Consider the following 15,865-nt stretch of genomic DNA (forward strand, 5'->3'; position numbering starts at 1 on the left):
CCAAAAATGGCCTAACATAGTGGCTCGAAGAGCCCAAATCTCTTAACCTTTGGTCAAAATTTAAAAGGGAATTTCAAAATGGGTTCGGAATTTTTTAATTCCGAACCCATTTTGTCTACAAACTGAGACCCATTTATTATATAATGGGTCTTTTTTTGTGCTGGATAATTTTTGGATGAAGGTAACCCCTGCAATGCTGAAGCTAAGGAGTGTCTTGAATCGATCGAGCATTTCCAACAATTTGTAGGTAATCCGATGATTTTCTGTAAAATTTTCCCTTTAATGATTCTGATTTTCAAAATGAAGGTGAAGCATCAGAAAACATATTCTAAATAAAGGTAATCTACGAAAAATTCATTCTATTTAACATATTATTAAAAACTTGGATGTATTATCCTTTTATATAAGGAAATGTAGTTTATGAAACAGCATTTAATCACAGACATAAAGACCAATAAAAACATTTTGGGCTGTTATTTCATGACTGTTCAAAACCTTGGTAAGTTTGCGAAACAAATCTATCTTAAGGGGAGAAATGAAATGGAAAAGACGGGAAACCCAATAATGAAAGCGCATTCAAGTGGAGTTGAGCCGGAAATGTATCGTGTATTGACTCCTGATGGGGAAATCATTGAAACGATTGATGGAAAAATCGATAAATCACTTATGTTAAAGATGTATGAGAGCATGCTCCTGCTCAGAACATTTGACCGAAAATCAATTAATCTCCAACGCCAAGGCAGGATTGGAACTTATGCACCATTTGAAGGACAGGAAGCATCCCAGGTAGGAAGCGCTTTAGCATTGTCGGCAGGGGATTGGATGTTTCCCACATATCGTGATCATGGAGCGGCAATCATACATGGACAGGAATTATACCGTGTTTTCCTTTACTGGATGGCGCATTTTGATGGTTCAATTTGTCCAGAAGGAAAAAGGATATTGCCTCCAAGTGTCCCCATTGCCACTCAAATGGTTCATGCAGTTGGAACGGCTTGGGCAAGTAAGATTAAAGGCGAAAAGAATGTTAGCATTGCTTATTTTGGTGATGGAGCCACTTCTGAAGGGGACTTTCATGAGGCACTGAATTTTGCTGGCGTTTATAAAACCCCGACAATCTTTTTCTGCCAAAATAATGGCTACGCTATCAGTGTGCCTTTTGAAAAGCAATCGGCATCCAAAACAATATCCCAGCGGGCTGCTGCTTATGACATCCATGGGGTTCGCGTGGATGGAAATGATATTTTTGCAGTATGGCTAACTGTAAAGGAGGCTGTCGAAAGAGCGCTTAAAGGGGAAGGGCCTACATTAATCGAAGCCATTACCTTTCGCTATGGCGCCCATACTACTGCAGACAATCCGAACATATATCGCGATCAGGACGAAGTTTCAACGTTCTGGAGGGAAAACCGGGATCCCATTACACGTCTTAGAAAGTATTTGAATAAAGAGGGTCATTGGAATGAAGTGCAGGAAGAATTGGTGTTAAAGCAATTCAACGAACTGATTGATGCTCACCTTCAAAAGGCCGAAGGGTATCCGAAATCCGACCCGCTCGAAATGTTTAACCATGTGTATGCCGAGGAGTCATGGCAGCTAAAGGAACAGAAGCAGGAATTGAACCAAATCTTAAAGAAAGGCGGGAAGAAATAATGGGCAAAAATTTAACGATGCTCCAGGCTATTACGGAAGCGCTGGACCAAATGCTGGGTCATGATGATCGCGTGATGATCTTGGGTGAGGATATTGGAGTGAATGGCGGAGTTTTTCGATCGACGGAAGGGCTTTATGAGAAGTATGGAAAAGATCGAGTTGTGGATACGCCATTAGCTGAATCCGGAATCATCGGCTCTGCCATTGGTTTAGCCCTTAACGGAATGCTGCCCATAGTGGAGATCCAGTTTCTCGCCTTTATTTATCCGGGATTCGAGCAACTCGTTTCCCATGCTGCCCGTATGAGGTATCGTACTCGTGGGCAATTTGGGGTGCCCCTCGTAATCCGTACGCCATATGGTGCCGGAATCAGGGGTCCTGAACTTCATTCCGAAAGTGTTGAAACCTTCTTTGCCCATACTCCGGGTTTAAAGGTGGTTGCACCCAGTAATCCATATGACGCAAAAGGGCTGCTCATTTCAGCGCTCGAAGATCCGGATCCGGTGATTTTTTTGGAACCGACTAAATTGTATCGGGCTTTTAAGGAAGAAGTTCCCGACGAAATGTACCGAATACCAATCGGTCAAGCAAAAGTGGTCCAGGAGGGAAGCGACCTGACCATTTTTGCATGGGGGGCCATGTTAAGGGAGGCTTTGAATGCCGCGAAAAAGATTGAAGCAGAAAAAGGCTGGAAGTGTGAAGTGGTCGATCTTCGAACATTATACCCTTTAGATAGGGATACAATCGTGCAATCCATTAAAAAGACAGGGCGTGCATTAATCGTCCATGAAGCCCATAAGACTGCCGGATTAGGTGCGGAGATTATCTCCATCATTAATGATGAAGCTCTTATTTACCTGAAAGCGCCGATTAAGCGTGTAACAGGATTTGATGTACCGGTTCCGCCGTTTACAATAGAAGATCATTATTTACCGACTGTTGACCGTGTAAAACAAGGAATTGTCGAAACGATATCATTTTAATTGTGATTAAGGGAGAAGGAGGATGACGCATGATGGAATTTAAACTTCCTGATGTAGGGGAAGGGATGCATGAAGGGGAAATTATCCAATGGCTCATCAAAGAAGGGGATGCGGTAAAACAGGACCAACCCATTGTTGAGGTGCAAACGGATAAAGTCAATGCGGAATTGACAGCTCCCGCAGCGGGAGTGGTCAAGAAAATATTTTTTTCCGAAGGGGATATTGTGGAAGTGGGAACCACTATATTCACAATTCAGGAAGAGAATGATGTGTCAGTTCCGGATAAAGGCATAATTGAAGAACAAATCCAAGTCGTGCAATCTGGTGATATAAATGTAAATGCAGAGCATATTACCACTAAACAGCATCATGAGCCAGTGCGTGCGTTGGCAGCGCCTTTCGTACGTCAAATGGCGAGGGAAATGAAGGTTGATATCGAGAAGGTTAAAGGCTCCGGTCCGGCTGGGCGAATTACCGAAAGTGACCTGAAGCAGTTTAAAGAAAATACCTCGATTACACGGAAAAATGCCAAAGACCATGATGACAAGATTGTTCAAGAGATGGCCCCGATGAAGGATGAAATCCAGGCAAAAGGAGTGGAAAATGAGTGGGAAGAGCGGATTCCGCTTAAAGGCATTCGTAAAAAAATCGCTGAACATATGGTAAAGTCGGTTTCGACCATTCCTCATGTAACCCATGTAGATGAATTGGAAATGGACCGATTGAAGGAATTTAAAAATCAATTAAAGGAGTACGCCGATGATAAGGATATTAAATTGACTTTTTTGCCATTTTTCGTTAAAGCCATTGTCATCGCCTTAAAGGAGTTCAAAATATTAAACGCTTCAATTGATGAAAAGACCAATGAAATCATCCTGAAGAATTATTATCATATTGGGATTGCGACGAATACAAAAGAGGGTCTCATAGTTCCAGTCATAAAACATGCCGATCAAAAAACCATTTTCCAACTGGCTGATGAAATCAGGCAATTGGCAGCCCAAGCCCGTGAAGGGAAGTTGAGCATAGATCAAATCACAGGCAGTACATTTACCATCAGCAATGTAGGACCGATCGGAGGGATGCACGCGACCCCGATCATTAACTATCCGGAAGCGGCCATATTAGCTTTGCATAAAATGGAACATCGCATGGTCGTTCGCGATTTGGAAGGTGTTATCCGTTTAATGATGAATATGTCTCTTTCTTTCGATCATCGTTTGATTGATGGGGTAACAGCCGTGCATTTTACCAATAGAATCAAGGAATTGTTGGAAAATCCAATTCGTTTAGTTGTGGAGATGAGATAAATGGTAGTAGGGGAAGTTGCTGTAGAGACGGATGTTATCATCATTGGAGGAGGTCCGGGAGGATATGCTGCGGCTATCCGTCTCGGCCAGTTAGGAAAATCAGTCGTGCTGGTTGAAAAGGATAAGCTGGGCGGGGTTTGCCTTAATCGGGGCTGTATACCTTCAAAGGCATTAATTCACGCAGCTGATCAATACCAAAGGCTTAACGATTTAGGGAAAATGGGAATCCGGCTATCCCAGGAAAGAATCACTATGGACTTGGGAGTTTGGCAGGATTGGAAGGCGGGCATCACATCTCAGTTAAGGCAAGGTATTGCCCATTTGTGTAAGGAAAATGGAGTGACGGTGGTTAAAGGTCAAGCAACCTTTTTATCTGATGACCGTATCGGAGTTGAAACCGATGGCGATTTTGAAACCTACAAGTTTGAACAGGCAATTATTGCGACGGGGTCCAGACCTTTCATTCCATCCTTCATTAAAGTCGATGGAGAATATATATTGGATTCAACATCATCTTTGCATCTGCAGGAAGTTCCATCAAGCTTGTCGATCATTGGCGGAGGATATATCGGAATCGAATTGGGTATGGCATTTGCAAAGCTAGGTACTAAAGTGACCATCATTGAAATGGCCAATCGGATACTCCCCCAAGTTGCTGAAAACCTGGTAAAGGAAGTCACCCGGAATGCCAAGAAGCTTGGGATGAATATCAAAACATCCACGAGGGTAGAAAAAGCGAGTGTAGTGGATGGCCAAGTACATCTTCATGTTTCCTCGGAAGAACAGGGGACGGAAGTGGTCGTGAGCGAAAAGACCCTGGTTACTATTGGCAGGATACCCAACACTGAAGAAATTGGCCTGAATCGGGCTGGAGTTACGGCTGGTGAAAAAGGCCATATAGCAGTGGATATGGAATGCCGTACAAATGTGCCGCACATCTTTGCCATCGGTGACACTACACCTGGTCCAGCTCTTGCCCATCGAGCGACCAAACAGGGAATCGTGGCAGCTGAAGTGATAGGGGGGTTGCCAAGTGCAGTTGACTCACCTAATGTTCCCTATGTAATCTTCTCGGACCCGCAAATAGCTGGGGTTGGTTTAAGCCGTGAAGAGGCTGAACAACAGGGATACAGCGTCAAAATCGGCAAATTTCCGTTCAGTGCCAACGGAAGGGCCCTTGCAACGAATGAAACAGAGGGATTTGCTGAAGTGATCGTGGATGCTAATAGCCACATATTGCTCGGAATGCATATGGTAGGTGCTGATGCTTCCAACCTTATAGGTGAAGGGGTCCTTGCCCTGGAGCTGGCGGCTCGGGTCGAAGATATAGCACTCAGCATGCACCCACATCCAACTTTGACTGAAGGGTGGATGGAAGCGGCTGAGGCAGTTTTGGGACATGCGATTCACATCGTAAATAAATAAGGTAAATATGTAAAGTTATGGGGATTACCGATGTAGTCCCCGATTATAGTGTATTTTTCTGGAGTCAGATACCTGTCAATGGCCCCGATAAGGCAAGGCTATCAGCAAATCCACTCCATTTCGAAGATCAGAACCCGGCGTTTGGCTAAACAGGAGCAATTTTGCCTGCAATGATTCCCTCTTGTAAAACCATCGGCATATTGATATCATTTTTACTTTGGGGAAGTATAGAGTTTTCAAGAAGGCTTTGCATCCTTCCGCTCCTAAACCATAACGGTTGATGAGATAACTTATCTATTCGCCATTCAACGATTGAAATGGGTTTGATTTTTATATGAGAAAATTATGGAATGAAGGAGGCAGATGTAATGGAGTCAAATGGTGGGTCACTGCAAAAGAAATTATTGCCGCGGCATATTAGCATGATGGCAATGGGAGGGGCAATAGGTACTGGGATTTTTAAAGGAAGTGCCGAAACCATATCGTTAGCAGGGCCAGGAGTCATATTCACTTATATTTTTGCAGGATTATTACTGCTTGTAGTCATGGGTGCTATAGCAGAAATGGCAATTGTCTATCCCAATACGAATATGAAGGGTTTCGTTCAGAAAGCATTCGGTAAGCGTTTTTCCTTTATCGTAGGCTGGATGTATTGTTTCATGTGGCTGTCCGTATGTGTCATTGAGGTAGTGGTGGCAGGAAGCTTCTTGCAGTATTGGCTCCCTGCAATCCCGCTATGGGTATTAAGTTTAGGGTGTACGGCTTTCATCATTGGGATTAACATGATGAATGTCAAAAATTATGGTGAATTCGAATTTTGGTTTGCTGGCATTAAAATTACAATGATCATATTATTCATCATATTGGGAGCCTGTATTTTATTTGGAGTCATCCCAAGCGGCGGATCTAATTATCTGCAAAACTTCACAGGGCATGGAGGGTTTTTCCCAAATGGGTGGATGTCCATCTTTTCGGCATTACTGATTGTCATGTTCTCGTATGGCGGTTCCGAGTTAATAGGGGTGACGGTAACGGAAGCAAAGGATGCGGAACGCATTTTACCGAAGGTCATTAAAAACTATATTTGGAGAGTCGTATTATTCTTCACCTTACCGATCCTTGTAATCTGCGGTTTGATTCCGTGGAACGAAATTAGCGACCAGGCAAGTCCGTTTGTACAAGTTTTGTCAATGTCAGGTTTTCAGGGATCTGCACATATCATGAATTTCATTTTGATTACGGCCGTCTTATCAGCCGCTAACTCTGGAATATATGGGTGTACCCGAATGCTGCATTCTTTAGCTGCAGAAGGGGAAGCTCCCAAGTCGTTCTCTTATGTATCAAAAAATGGCGTTCCCTTGTACAGTTTGATATTAAGTGCAGTTGTATTGGTCGTCGGCTCCATGATTACTTTCGTTGCACAGGACAAGGCTTTTACTCTATTAATGGCCTTTCCGGGTTTTGTAGTATCACTTGTATGGATCAGCATCTGTTTAGCGCAGCTTAAACTTCGCAATTCATATCCCAAAGCTCCGAGTTTTAAATTGTGGGGATTTCCATATGTAACCTTGTTTACCGTAATCACCTTAAGCATCATTTGTGTCACGTTCGTGTTCAGTGAACAGAATCGGATCAGTATCATTGCTTGCCTGATTGTGTTGGCTGCCTTAATCTCGATTTCGATTTTTAAATTTAAAAGTGTGGACAAACAGGAAACACCTATAATAGAAAAGAATATCGCTAAATAAATCCACGGAAAAGATACGGCATGGGCAAAGGCGTCCATGTCGTATCTTTCATTAATGATCATTGATATACAGCCACTTCATTTTGATCGGTCATGCACCAGACGTTTTATTGATTATATATTGTAAGGATGCTATGAATCTCTCGTTTTCAAGCGGAGTGCCGATGGTAACGCGGATGGTATTTTCATAGCCTAGCAAATGACCTGAACGGATGATGACACCCTGAATTAATAATTTCTCAAAAATGTCCCTGCCAGGCTGGTTTAATTTGACCATCAAGAAGTTAGCATGTGAAGGGAAGAATGTTAATCCCATCTTGCTTAGTTCGTTTTCTAAATACATTCTTCCTTCCCCATTCTTACGAACACATTTCTCAACAAATGGATGGTCATCGAGGGAAGCGAATGCCGCAGCCTGTGCTAAACGGTTGGTATTGAAGGGTTCCTTCACTTTAACTAGCTCTTGTATGATGGATGCATCCATTAAACCGTATCCAATCCTTAATGCAGCCAGGCCATAAATCTTAGAAAAAGTGCGTAAGATAACCAGATTTGAATGCATATTTAGAAGTGGTAAGGTTTCTAAATATTCTCCATCTTCGACATATTCATAGTATGCTTCATCAACGATCAGCAAAATATGTTTCGGCACCTTCTCGATAAAAGAGCGCAACTTTTCTTTTTGAACGATCGTTCCTGTTGGATTATTGGGATTACAGACAAATATCATTCTTGTTTTTTCTGTTATGGCCTCATACATACCCTGCAGGTCATGTACCCCATTAATAAGAGGTATCTTTACAGGTGTGCCGCCGTCAATCAATACATTCGTTTCATACCGTGGAAATGTCACATCAGCCATAATGACTTCATCATTTTGTTGGATATAGGTTCGTGTTAACAAACGTATCACTTCATCAGATCCATTGCCTAAAATGATATGATCTTTATTGATATTCAATTTCCTTGCCAGCTTTTCAGCTAATGCCGGCGCCATACCTTCAGGATAAAAGGAGATTTGCTCCATTTCGGTAAGCATGGCTTCTTTTGCTAGAGGTGAGTAACCGAATGGATTCTCATTGGATGCCAATTTAACGATCGTTTCAAGACCAAGTTCACGTTGCACTTCTTCAATTGGCTTGCCGGAAACATATGGGCTAATGCTTTCGATGTTTTGTCGAACCGGGATTTTCGTAAAGGTCAATGCAGGTTCCTCCCTTTGGTAAATTCTGAATTTTCTTTTTCTATTTGATTATTTTAATGATAGAATATTAACTGGTAAAATTACATACAAAAAAGAATGTATTTATTGCTATCCATACAACATTTTAAAGAAATATATGCTTATATTCCTTCATTATGAAAGGCGGTTGCTTCATGGATGAAATAGATGTCAGGTTACTGGAACTTTTACAAAGAGATGGACGCATTACGATTAGTGAACTATCGAAGAAATTGGCTCTCAGTCGACCTAGCATCTCTGAACGTATGTATCGCCTGCAAGAAAAGGGGATCATTGAGGGGTTCAGCGCAAGGGTTTCACCTCTGGCGATAGGAAGGGGTGTACTTGTGTTCATTCAGGTGAGTGAACTTAAGGTTCCTGTTTCCGATTTTGAGACATTGGTGAAAAACGATTTAGACATTATCGAATGCCATCGTGTAACAGGAACAGTTGGATATTTTTTGAAAGCGGCTTTGGCTGATATGGACAGCATGAGATTACTGATAGATCGATTGATACCCTATGGACATTTGAATACATCCGTGGTTTTGACATCCCCGGTACCATCCCGCTCCATTCTTCCAAGGAACAATGAAATGGAGGATCATGGTGCGAAACCCTAGGTGGTAATTCAACGTAAATGGATTCGGTGACCGTTCAAACTAGAAAATAGGTTTATTACAGAAAGGAACGAGGCACGGTGCCTGTTCCTTTTTGTCGTTACTTTAAATCCATCAAAGCCCCGAAATATTGCTGGGCCGTTGTAAAGCAAATGAATGCCAATAGTTCAGAAATCTCTTCATCACTGAATGCCTCCTTCAATACTTGGAAAAACTTTTCCTCCGTATTTTCACGTTGCAAGAGGAATACTTCCGCAAAGGCGATTGCATAACTTTCTTTCATATCTTCCGGCTTTAGTGGAATTCCTTTTGCCTGACAGTATGAGCAGCCATTACCGTATGCCAGCACCCTTCTGACGTTTTCCTTTAACTTCTTCGAAAGTTTCCCATCTGCAGATATGCAATCTGAGAGGTCCGACCATTTATGCGAAATCTCTTCAGAATGAAATAATCTTTGAAATGGACTGGATCCCTGCGATGATATTTTTATTCTTGTCATGTACATCTCCCCTTTGAGATAATCCTAATATAAAAAGCTAGGAATATTAATTCCGTTTGTAAAGTATTACGATTGAATAATGAATGAATGTAAAGTAAAGAAGGGAAATAACAGTGAAATGAAAATAGATGAAAAAGACCAGAGCATCCTGGCTGAATTAACGTTGAATAGCCGAATTTCCATGAGGGAATTGGCAAAGAAAGTAAACCTCTCCGCCCCCACCGTTGCCGAACGGGTACGGCAAATGGAGTCGTTCGGTATCATTAAAGGGTATGTTGCCGAGATTGATCATAAAAAGATCGGTTTTCCAATTGAGTGCATCGTGGAAGCAACGATAAAAAATGGGGAATATGAGAAATTCAAAAAGTATATCTCAAAGGTGCCGAATGTTGACTTTTGTTATCGAATTGCCGGGCAGGCTTGCTTTATGCTGAAAATCCACAGTGAGAGCCTTGAAGAAGTGGAGGAATTCATCAATCGGACCATTCCCTATGCGGCAACCGTTACCCATGTGATCCTTTCACAGGTGGAGCGGGAACTGGAATAAGTATTTTTTCATGAAATAATAATGGAAGAAAAGGATCTGTTTAAACCGATCATTTTCGAGTCGGTCCCAGCTCCCTTAGAAATGGAGAGCGATATAGAAAAACTTTTATGACAAATTGTGCAGCGCCTGGATATTTCCAGGTGTTTTTTTGCGATCAATACTTTCGGTGGTTCAAGAAAGAATAAGCTAATGGAATAAGGGGTACATGTAATAATGGATTCGAATCTGAAAAGGTGGGGTGAGGTATCATGGAGGGAACAGACGACTTTAAACCTGAACTAGCCAAAGAAGCAGTTAATGTGATTGAAAATGTAGCTGGAACACATCCTGGTTATCGGCGAGCGCATGCAAGGGGATATGTTTATGAGGGGGTTTTTACCCCAAACGGAAAAGCGTCCCTATTAACGGTGGCTTCGCATCTTCAGGATGAAGCCGTGCCGGTGATCATTCGGTTTTCAAATAGCTCGCCGATTCCAAGCCATCCTGATGCCATTTCCCCTGTAAAGGGCATGGCCGTCAAGTTTCAATTGCCGAATGGTGAGGTGTCAGATCTTATTACTGTTACCATTCCGTTATTCTTTGCGAAAACACCGGAAGCGTTTGTTGATATTGCTGGCTTTTTCAAATCTGCAAAAGATGGTTTCCCCAATCTGAAAGAGCTTGCAAAAATCCTGTGGAAATACCCTGAAAGCAAGGCAAGTCTGCAAATGCTTAAAGAAAAGCGTTCTCCAGCCAGTTTCTCAACGTGTCAATATTACTCCATTCATGCATTCTATTTCATTAACGCGGAAGGAAGGCGGCAGGCCATTAAGTATGAGTGGGTACCTGATGCCGGCCTTAGTATGCTAGAAAAAAGGGAGGTAGCCAAGCATTCGCCAGAGTATCTGGCTGAAGAAATGGAAGAGAGGCTCAAGCAAGGTCCGGTGGGCTTTAAATTGAACATACAAATAGGAGGGGAAAATGATCCGACTGACGATCCAACCAGAGCTTGGTCGGAAGATAAACAGGTAATCATGATCGGGCATTTAAAGGTCTCCAAAAAATCGGAAGTGTTTAAAGATACTTTAATGTTTGATCCAACCAATATACCTGAAGGAATCGAGTGCTCGGAAGACCGAATCTTGCATTTTCGCCATAGTGCGTATGCTGTTTCATATGAACGTCGGATAAATAACCAATGAATGAGATCGTGAAAAAGGGAAACTCCTTATTAAAGGGGTTTCCCTTCAGACTTCAGGCAAACTTGCTTTAGGAAATCCGCTCCTTTTCCGCCGACTGTCCGCCAAATCTCCCCGCGCAAGCATCTAGCTAGGTCTTGCTAGCCAGTTATTCGGCAGGGGTGTCGCAAATTTCTTCAATCCAATAAGGATTACAGTAAAAAAACTTTAAGGATAATCTAGTCTTGTTTTAAATTCAGGGTACGGGATGAGACCAATCCGAACCCCTTTTTATCGACAAAAGGGATTCTATCTAAATATAAAAACAAAGTTGATTGGAACAGAGGGTACGAGACTCCTGCGGTAAACGCGCGTCCAGGGGAGACAGGCACAAAGACCGCCCTCGGAAAGCGAATGCTTGGAGTGGAAATCAAGGTTTCGTAAGTTTACATTTTTCCAGATCTGAAAATGGTGTAGAGCATTAGTAAGAACATCAGGGTTGCAACGACAAATCCAATCTCGATAACCGGTATTTTCCATAGGATCAAGGTTTCCCCGCCTATTGCAGAGCCGATAATGAGACCGACCATGATTATGCTGAATGCAAGCAGGATAATACTGAAAGACAGCCGGTTCGAGATTTGATCAAGCTTATGTAAAAAAACTTGGAGTTCGGGAATGTTGATATCGAGCCGCAATTTCCCTTTTTTAATGATACCTGTCACTTCCTTGATATCCTTGGGCAGTTCGGCAATGGCTTCAGCAGACTCGATGAATTGATTCCAGGCGTTCTTCGCAATGTTTTTGGGATTGTAGCGTTCCTTAAACAGCCTTTCCCCAAAAGGTTCAGCTGCCTTCATAATGCTGAAATTCGGATCTAATCCTTCGACAATGGCCTCCATGGTAAGCAGAGCTTTGCCGAGCATCGTGAATTCGGGAGGGATTTGGACTTGGTGCCGATTGGCAACCGTGAACAGGTCATTGACTGCTCCGCCTAAGCTGATTTGGCTCAATGGGATATCATAATATTTATTTCGCAGTTCATCAATATCCCCCCTTAATGGGGCCATATCGATTTCGTCCGTCAGGAGGCCCATCTCTGAAAGCGTTTTGATCAATCCATTGGTGCTTCCGCGTTTCAGATTGATGACAAGCGAGGCGAACTGATATTTCGTTTCTTCCTCCAGACGTCCCACCATTCCAAAGTCCATGAGTGCGACGACATTCCCTGGCAAAATGATGATATTGCCAGGGTGGGGATCGCCGTGGTAAAAGCCATCGATCAATATTTGATGAAGCATGGAGTTCGCTAATCTTTCCGCGATTTGCCGGCGATCATAACCTTCATCATCAAGCTGTTTATAATGATTGACCTTGATTCCTTGAATGAAATCCATCGTCAGGACCCTTTTTGTGGAAAACTCCCAATGGATCCTTGGTACTTTAAACCCTTGATCATCGATGAATTGCTGGGCTATTCTTTCCCCGTTTCGACCCTCGGAGTTATAATCAAGTTCTGCGCGGAGTGATTTAGCGAATTCATCAATCATTTTTCTGATTTGGTAGCGTCTTGCCCAAGATATGCGTGCTTCCATAAGTCTTGCCAAATCATCGAGAATTTCCAAATCTGTTTCCACAGTCGGCAGAATATCGGGCCGCTGCACTTTGATTGCTACGACTTCCCGTGATGGAAGCCGTGCCGTATGGACCTGTCCAATCGAAGCGGTTGCCAGTGGGGTTTCATGAAATTCAAGAAAAATGTTTTCCAAAGAATCACCCAATTCGGCTTCGACAATTTTACGAACCCTATCAAATGGAAAGGGGGTGACCTGGTCCTGTAGCTTTTCAAGTTCGCGGACGATTTCGTCAGGAACGAAATCACGCCTCGTACTTGCAATCTGACCAAGTTTAATGAATGTAGGTCCCAAGCTTTGTAATATCGTATGCAGCCGCTCTCCGATTGAGCGGAGGTTCAGGTTTTCATCGGGTTGGAGTTTCGATGCCGCTTTGCTCTCGGATAATCCCAGGCGATAGATGAAGTAACCAAAACCATTTTTCAAGAAGGCATTAATGATTTCTTGGTAACGATGTGCGTGTTTCAGTCGCTTGCGAAACATTCAAATACCTCCTGTCACGAATGTAAGTTTTGGTTCTGTTTCTCCAACATTACGATACGGCGCTCCAATTCCTGAACTTCTTCTTTAGTTGCCCAATTTAGGCCATTAAGCGCTTGATTGACTTTGGCCTTGACGGAATCATCCAGCTGCTTTTGGGCTTGTTCCCCTTTTTCGACCCATTGCTTAATAAGGACCTTGGAGTCCTTTTTGCTGATATCGCCTTTTTTCACAAGAGAGTCCACTGTTTTTTCAATTTGCTCTTTTGTAGCAGCGGCAGCACCTAATCCTAAAGAAAACACATTTTTTAATAAGTCCATTTTTACATTCCTCCAATATAAATTTTTTACACTGTAAGAAAGATAATAGCGGATGTCTTTCACCCTGGTTCAATCTTTTTGTTACTATCTATCATACCTCACTTTAGGGTAGCTACAAAAATATAAGGGTCCTGTGATTATTGATGATAAGGTAAAGGATTTGTTGATTGGTCAAGGGAATGGCTTGAAGTGGAGCGAATTGGATAATATGATAGGGGAAAATAGCTGTGAAAGTGAGGATGGAATAATGGGTTTCATAAATAAAACAGTGATTGTAACAGGCGCTTCGAATGGTATAGGGAGAGGCGTGGCAAAGGGCTATGCAGAAAGCGGCGCTTCAGTCGTTCTCGCAGATTTGGACGAGCGGGAAGGCCTTCTGTATGTGGAAGAGCTCAAAAGTAATGGTCATGAAGCCATGTTCGTTAAAACGGATGTACGCAAGGAAGCTGACATTCAACATTTGATGGATATAACTCTAAAAACATATAAGACCATTGATATATTAATCAATAATGCAGGAAAGGCATTATTCAAATCGCTTTATGATCTGACGATTGAGGAATGGGACGATATGATGAATACGAATTTGCGTAGTGTTTTCCTTTGTTCCCGGGCAGCGGCAGAATCGATGCGGATAAATGAAAAGGGAGGTGCAATCATCAATTTAGCATCAACCAGAGCGATGATGTCTGAGCCGGATTCGGAATCCTATGCAGCGACAAAAGGCGGGATCGTTGCACTGACACATGCACTTGCCGCTTCTTTGGGCAAAGAGAACATTACGGTCAATTCGATTTCTCCGGGGTGGATTGAAACGGGTGATTATGAATCGCTGAGGGATAAAGATCACCAGCAGCATTTTTCCAATCGGGTTGGCAAACCGGAAGATATTGCAAGGGCCTGTCTTTATTTGACGGCAACGGAAAATGACTTCGTTACGGGTGCGAATCTTATCGTCGATGGAGGCATGACAAGAAAAATGGTGTACGAGGAGTAACCTCATTTTTTTCGATAAAGATATTGCAGTTCAGTCCCGAGCTCGCGGTTGAGCAGCTGTTCCATTTCTTCAAGCTCTTTTATGCCGATAGGGGCATCGGCAGCTGTCCAGTGAATGGTATAAACAAAATAATAATCTCTTATTTTCCGGAAAATAACAGGCGAATTCGGGAATTGATCAAAAATTGCCCTGATATTATAGCGTCTCATGTAGGACCACTTAACAAGCTGCATCTAGCTATCCATCCTTTTCAAAAGAGATCAATGACTGCCATGATGGCAGCCATTGGTCCGATTCTTATTTATCGTTGAATAAATTGAATAAGCCTCTAGCCACGCTGCCTTCTTCGGATGATCCTCCATTTTGCGGCGCTGCTGCAAATACACGGCTGGCAAGCCGGCTGAATGGCAAAGATTGCACCCAGACGGTTCCGGGTCCTTTTAATGTTGCAAAAAATAAACCTTCGCCTCCGAATAAAGCGGTTTTCACGCCTTTTACAGTTTCAATATTATAATCTACCCCGCTAGTCATTGCTACTAAACATCCTGTATCGACGCGTAAAATCTCTCCTGCTGCCAATTCTTTTTTATGGATCGTGCCGCCGGCATGAACGAAGGTCATTCCATCACCTTCAAGTTTTTGCATGATGAAGCCTTCACCGCCAAAGAAGCCTGCCCCTATTTTTCTCTGAAACTCAATTCCGACCGAAACTCCTTTTGCTGCCGCCAGGAAAGCGTCTTTTTGACAAATGATTTTCCCGCCGAGCTCGCTTAAATCCATCGGAATGATTTTACCTGGATAAGGCGAGGCGAATGAAACGTGTTTTTTATCTCGTCCTTCATTCGTAAAAGCCGTCATGAAAAGACTCTCACCAGTAAGGAGCCGTTTCCCGGCACCGAATAGCTTACCCATCATTCCGCTGTCACTATTCGAAGACCCATCACCAAAGATGGTTTCCATCTTGATTTGATCTTCCATCATCATTAAACTTCCAGCTTCGGCAATCACCGTTTCCTGAGGATCCAATTCCACTTCAACAAACTGCATGTCATCCCCATATAACTTAAAATCTATTTCATGGTTATTCATTTTCCATTCCTCCTATCAAACTTATTTTCATTGTAAAAGATAAACTCTTAACCTGCCAATATTTTTCAATTTTCCGCCGTAATTTATATATTTTTTGTTTTCACGGGTATATCTAGTAAAGTGAAGAAAGAAAAAACAGCATGACACTTAAGCTGAAATGAACTTTTTCTTAAGTGCAGGAG

The 15,865-nt window shown here is 42.6% G+C and carries 15 protein-coding genes; 9 read left to right on the top strand and 6 right to left on the bottom strand.

The annotated features are described in order from the left end of the window. Positions 1-564: 564 nt before the first annotated feature. From pdhA to Q8G36_RS26600, 5 genes are all read left to right on the top strand, one after another. Positions 565-1,653 carry a pyruvate dehydrogenase (acetyl-transferring) E1 component subunit alpha gene (gene pdhA / locus Q8G36_RS26580; protein WP_305162814.1) on the top strand — a complete coding sequence of 363 codons (1,089 nt, stop codon included), beginning with the start codon at positions 565-567 and terminating at the stop codon, positions 1,651-1,653. Continuing rightward, a complete protein-coding gene (locus Q8G36_RS26585) occupies positions 1,653-2,636 on the top strand; it encodes an alpha-ketoacid dehydrogenase subunit beta (protein ID WP_101224443.1) in 984 nt (327 codons plus the stop codon). Before pdhA ends, Q8G36_RS26585 begins: the two co-directional genes overlap by 1 nt. A gap of 29 nt (positions 2,637-2,665) precedes the next feature. Continuing rightward, on the top strand, positions 2,666-3,946 hold the full coding sequence (locus Q8G36_RS26590; RefSeq protein ID WP_305162812.1) for a dihydrolipoamide acetyltransferase family protein: 1,281 nt from the start codon (positions 2,666-2,668) through the stop codon (positions 3,944-3,946). Then, positions 3,947-5,371 (top strand): dihydrolipoyl dehydrogenase, encoded by a 1,425-nt coding sequence (lpdA, locus tag Q8G36_RS26595; RefSeq protein ID WP_305162811.1) that lies wholly within the window; start codon positions 3,947-3,949, stop codon positions 5,369-5,371. A gap of 368 nt (positions 5,372-5,739) precedes the next feature. Next, positions 5,740-7,119, top strand: a complete 1,380-nt coding sequence (locus Q8G36_RS26600) for an amino acid permease (protein ID WP_305162810.1) — start codon at positions 5,740-5,742, stop codon at positions 7,117-7,119. Between the two features lie 90 nt (positions 7,120-7,209). Here the strand turns inward: Q8G36_RS26600 and hisC are convergent, their stop codons facing one another. Beyond that, on the bottom strand, positions 7,210-8,322 hold the full coding sequence (hisC, locus tag Q8G36_RS26605; protein WP_305162809.1) for a histidinol-phosphate transaminase: 1,113 nt from the start codon (positions 8,320-8,322) through the stop codon (positions 7,210-7,212). A gap of 173 nt (positions 8,323-8,495) precedes the next feature. Here hisC and Q8G36_RS26610 point away from each other — a divergent pair, with 173 nt between their 5' ends. Beyond that, a complete protein-coding gene (locus tag Q8G36_RS26610) occupies positions 8,496-8,963 on the top strand; it encodes an Lrp/AsnC family transcriptional regulator (RefSeq protein ID WP_305162808.1) in 468 nt (155 codons plus the stop codon). A gap of 97 nt (positions 8,964-9,060) precedes the next feature. On the opposite strand, the gene Q8G36_RS26615 is transcribed toward Q8G36_RS26610, so the two are convergent. Then, positions 9,061-9,459, bottom strand: a complete 399-nt coding sequence (locus Q8G36_RS26615; protein ID WP_305162807.1) for a carboxymuconolactone decarboxylase family protein — start codon at positions 9,457-9,459, stop codon at positions 9,061-9,063. 118 nt (positions 9,460-9,577) lie between these two features. Here Q8G36_RS26615 and Q8G36_RS26620 point away from each other — a divergent pair, with 118 nt between their 5' ends. Together Q8G36_RS26620 and Q8G36_RS26625 are read left to right on the top strand one after the other, a co-directional pair. Continuing rightward, the gene (locus Q8G36_RS26620; RefSeq protein ID WP_305162806.1) at positions 9,578-10,006 is read left to right on the top strand and encodes an Lrp/AsnC family transcriptional regulator; all 429 of its coding nucleotides are present in this window, start codon (positions 9,578-9,580) and stop codon (positions 10,004-10,006) included. 248 nt (positions 10,007-10,254) lie between these two features. Further along, on the top strand, positions 10,255-11,187 hold the full coding sequence (locus Q8G36_RS26625) for a catalase family peroxidase (protein ID WP_305162805.1): 933 nt from the start codon (positions 10,255-10,257) through the stop codon (positions 11,185-11,187). 422 nt (positions 11,188-11,609) lie between these two features. Here the strand turns inward: Q8G36_RS26625 and Q8G36_RS26630 are convergent, their stop codons facing one another. Together Q8G36_RS26630 and Q8G36_RS26635 are read right to left on the bottom strand one after the other, a co-directional pair. After that, positions 11,610-13,280 carry an ABC1 kinase family protein gene (locus tag Q8G36_RS26630; RefSeq protein WP_305162804.1) on the bottom strand — a complete coding sequence of 557 codons (1,671 nt, stop codon included), beginning with the start codon at positions 13,278-13,280 and terminating at the stop codon, positions 11,610-11,612. Between the two features lie 14 nt (positions 13,281-13,294). Next, entirely contained in the window at positions 13,295-13,597 is a 303-nt protein-coding gene (locus tag Q8G36_RS26635; protein ID WP_305162803.1) for a phasin family protein, read from the bottom strand. Between the two features lie 247 nt (positions 13,598-13,844). On the opposite strand from Q8G36_RS26635, the gene Q8G36_RS26640 reads away from it, so the two are divergent. Next, on the top strand, positions 13,845-14,594 hold the full coding sequence (locus tag Q8G36_RS26640) for a glucose 1-dehydrogenase (protein WP_305162813.1): 750 nt from the start codon (positions 13,845-13,847) through the stop codon (positions 14,592-14,594). Positions 14,595-14,596: 2 nt separating this feature from the next. Here Q8G36_RS26640 and Q8G36_RS26645 read toward each other — a convergent pair whose 3' ends face one another. Together Q8G36_RS26645 and Q8G36_RS26650 are read right to left on the bottom strand one after the other, a co-directional pair. After that, entirely contained in the window at positions 14,597-14,803 is a 207-nt protein-coding gene (locus tag Q8G36_RS26645) for a hypothetical protein (RefSeq protein WP_305162802.1), read from the bottom strand. Positions 14,804-14,891: 88 nt separating this feature from the next. Further along, the gene (locus Q8G36_RS26650) at positions 14,892-15,683 is read right to left on the bottom strand and encodes a TIGR00266 family protein (protein ID WP_305162801.1); all 792 of its coding nucleotides are present in this window, start codon (positions 15,681-15,683) and stop codon (positions 14,892-14,894) included. Positions 15,684-15,865: the final 182 nt, after the last annotated feature.

Source organism: Peribacillus frigoritolerans, from assembly GCF_030676415.1.
GTDB classification, from domain to species: domain Bacteria; phylum Bacillota; class Bacilli; order Bacillales; family DSM-1321; genus Peribacillus; species Peribacillus frigoritolerans_A.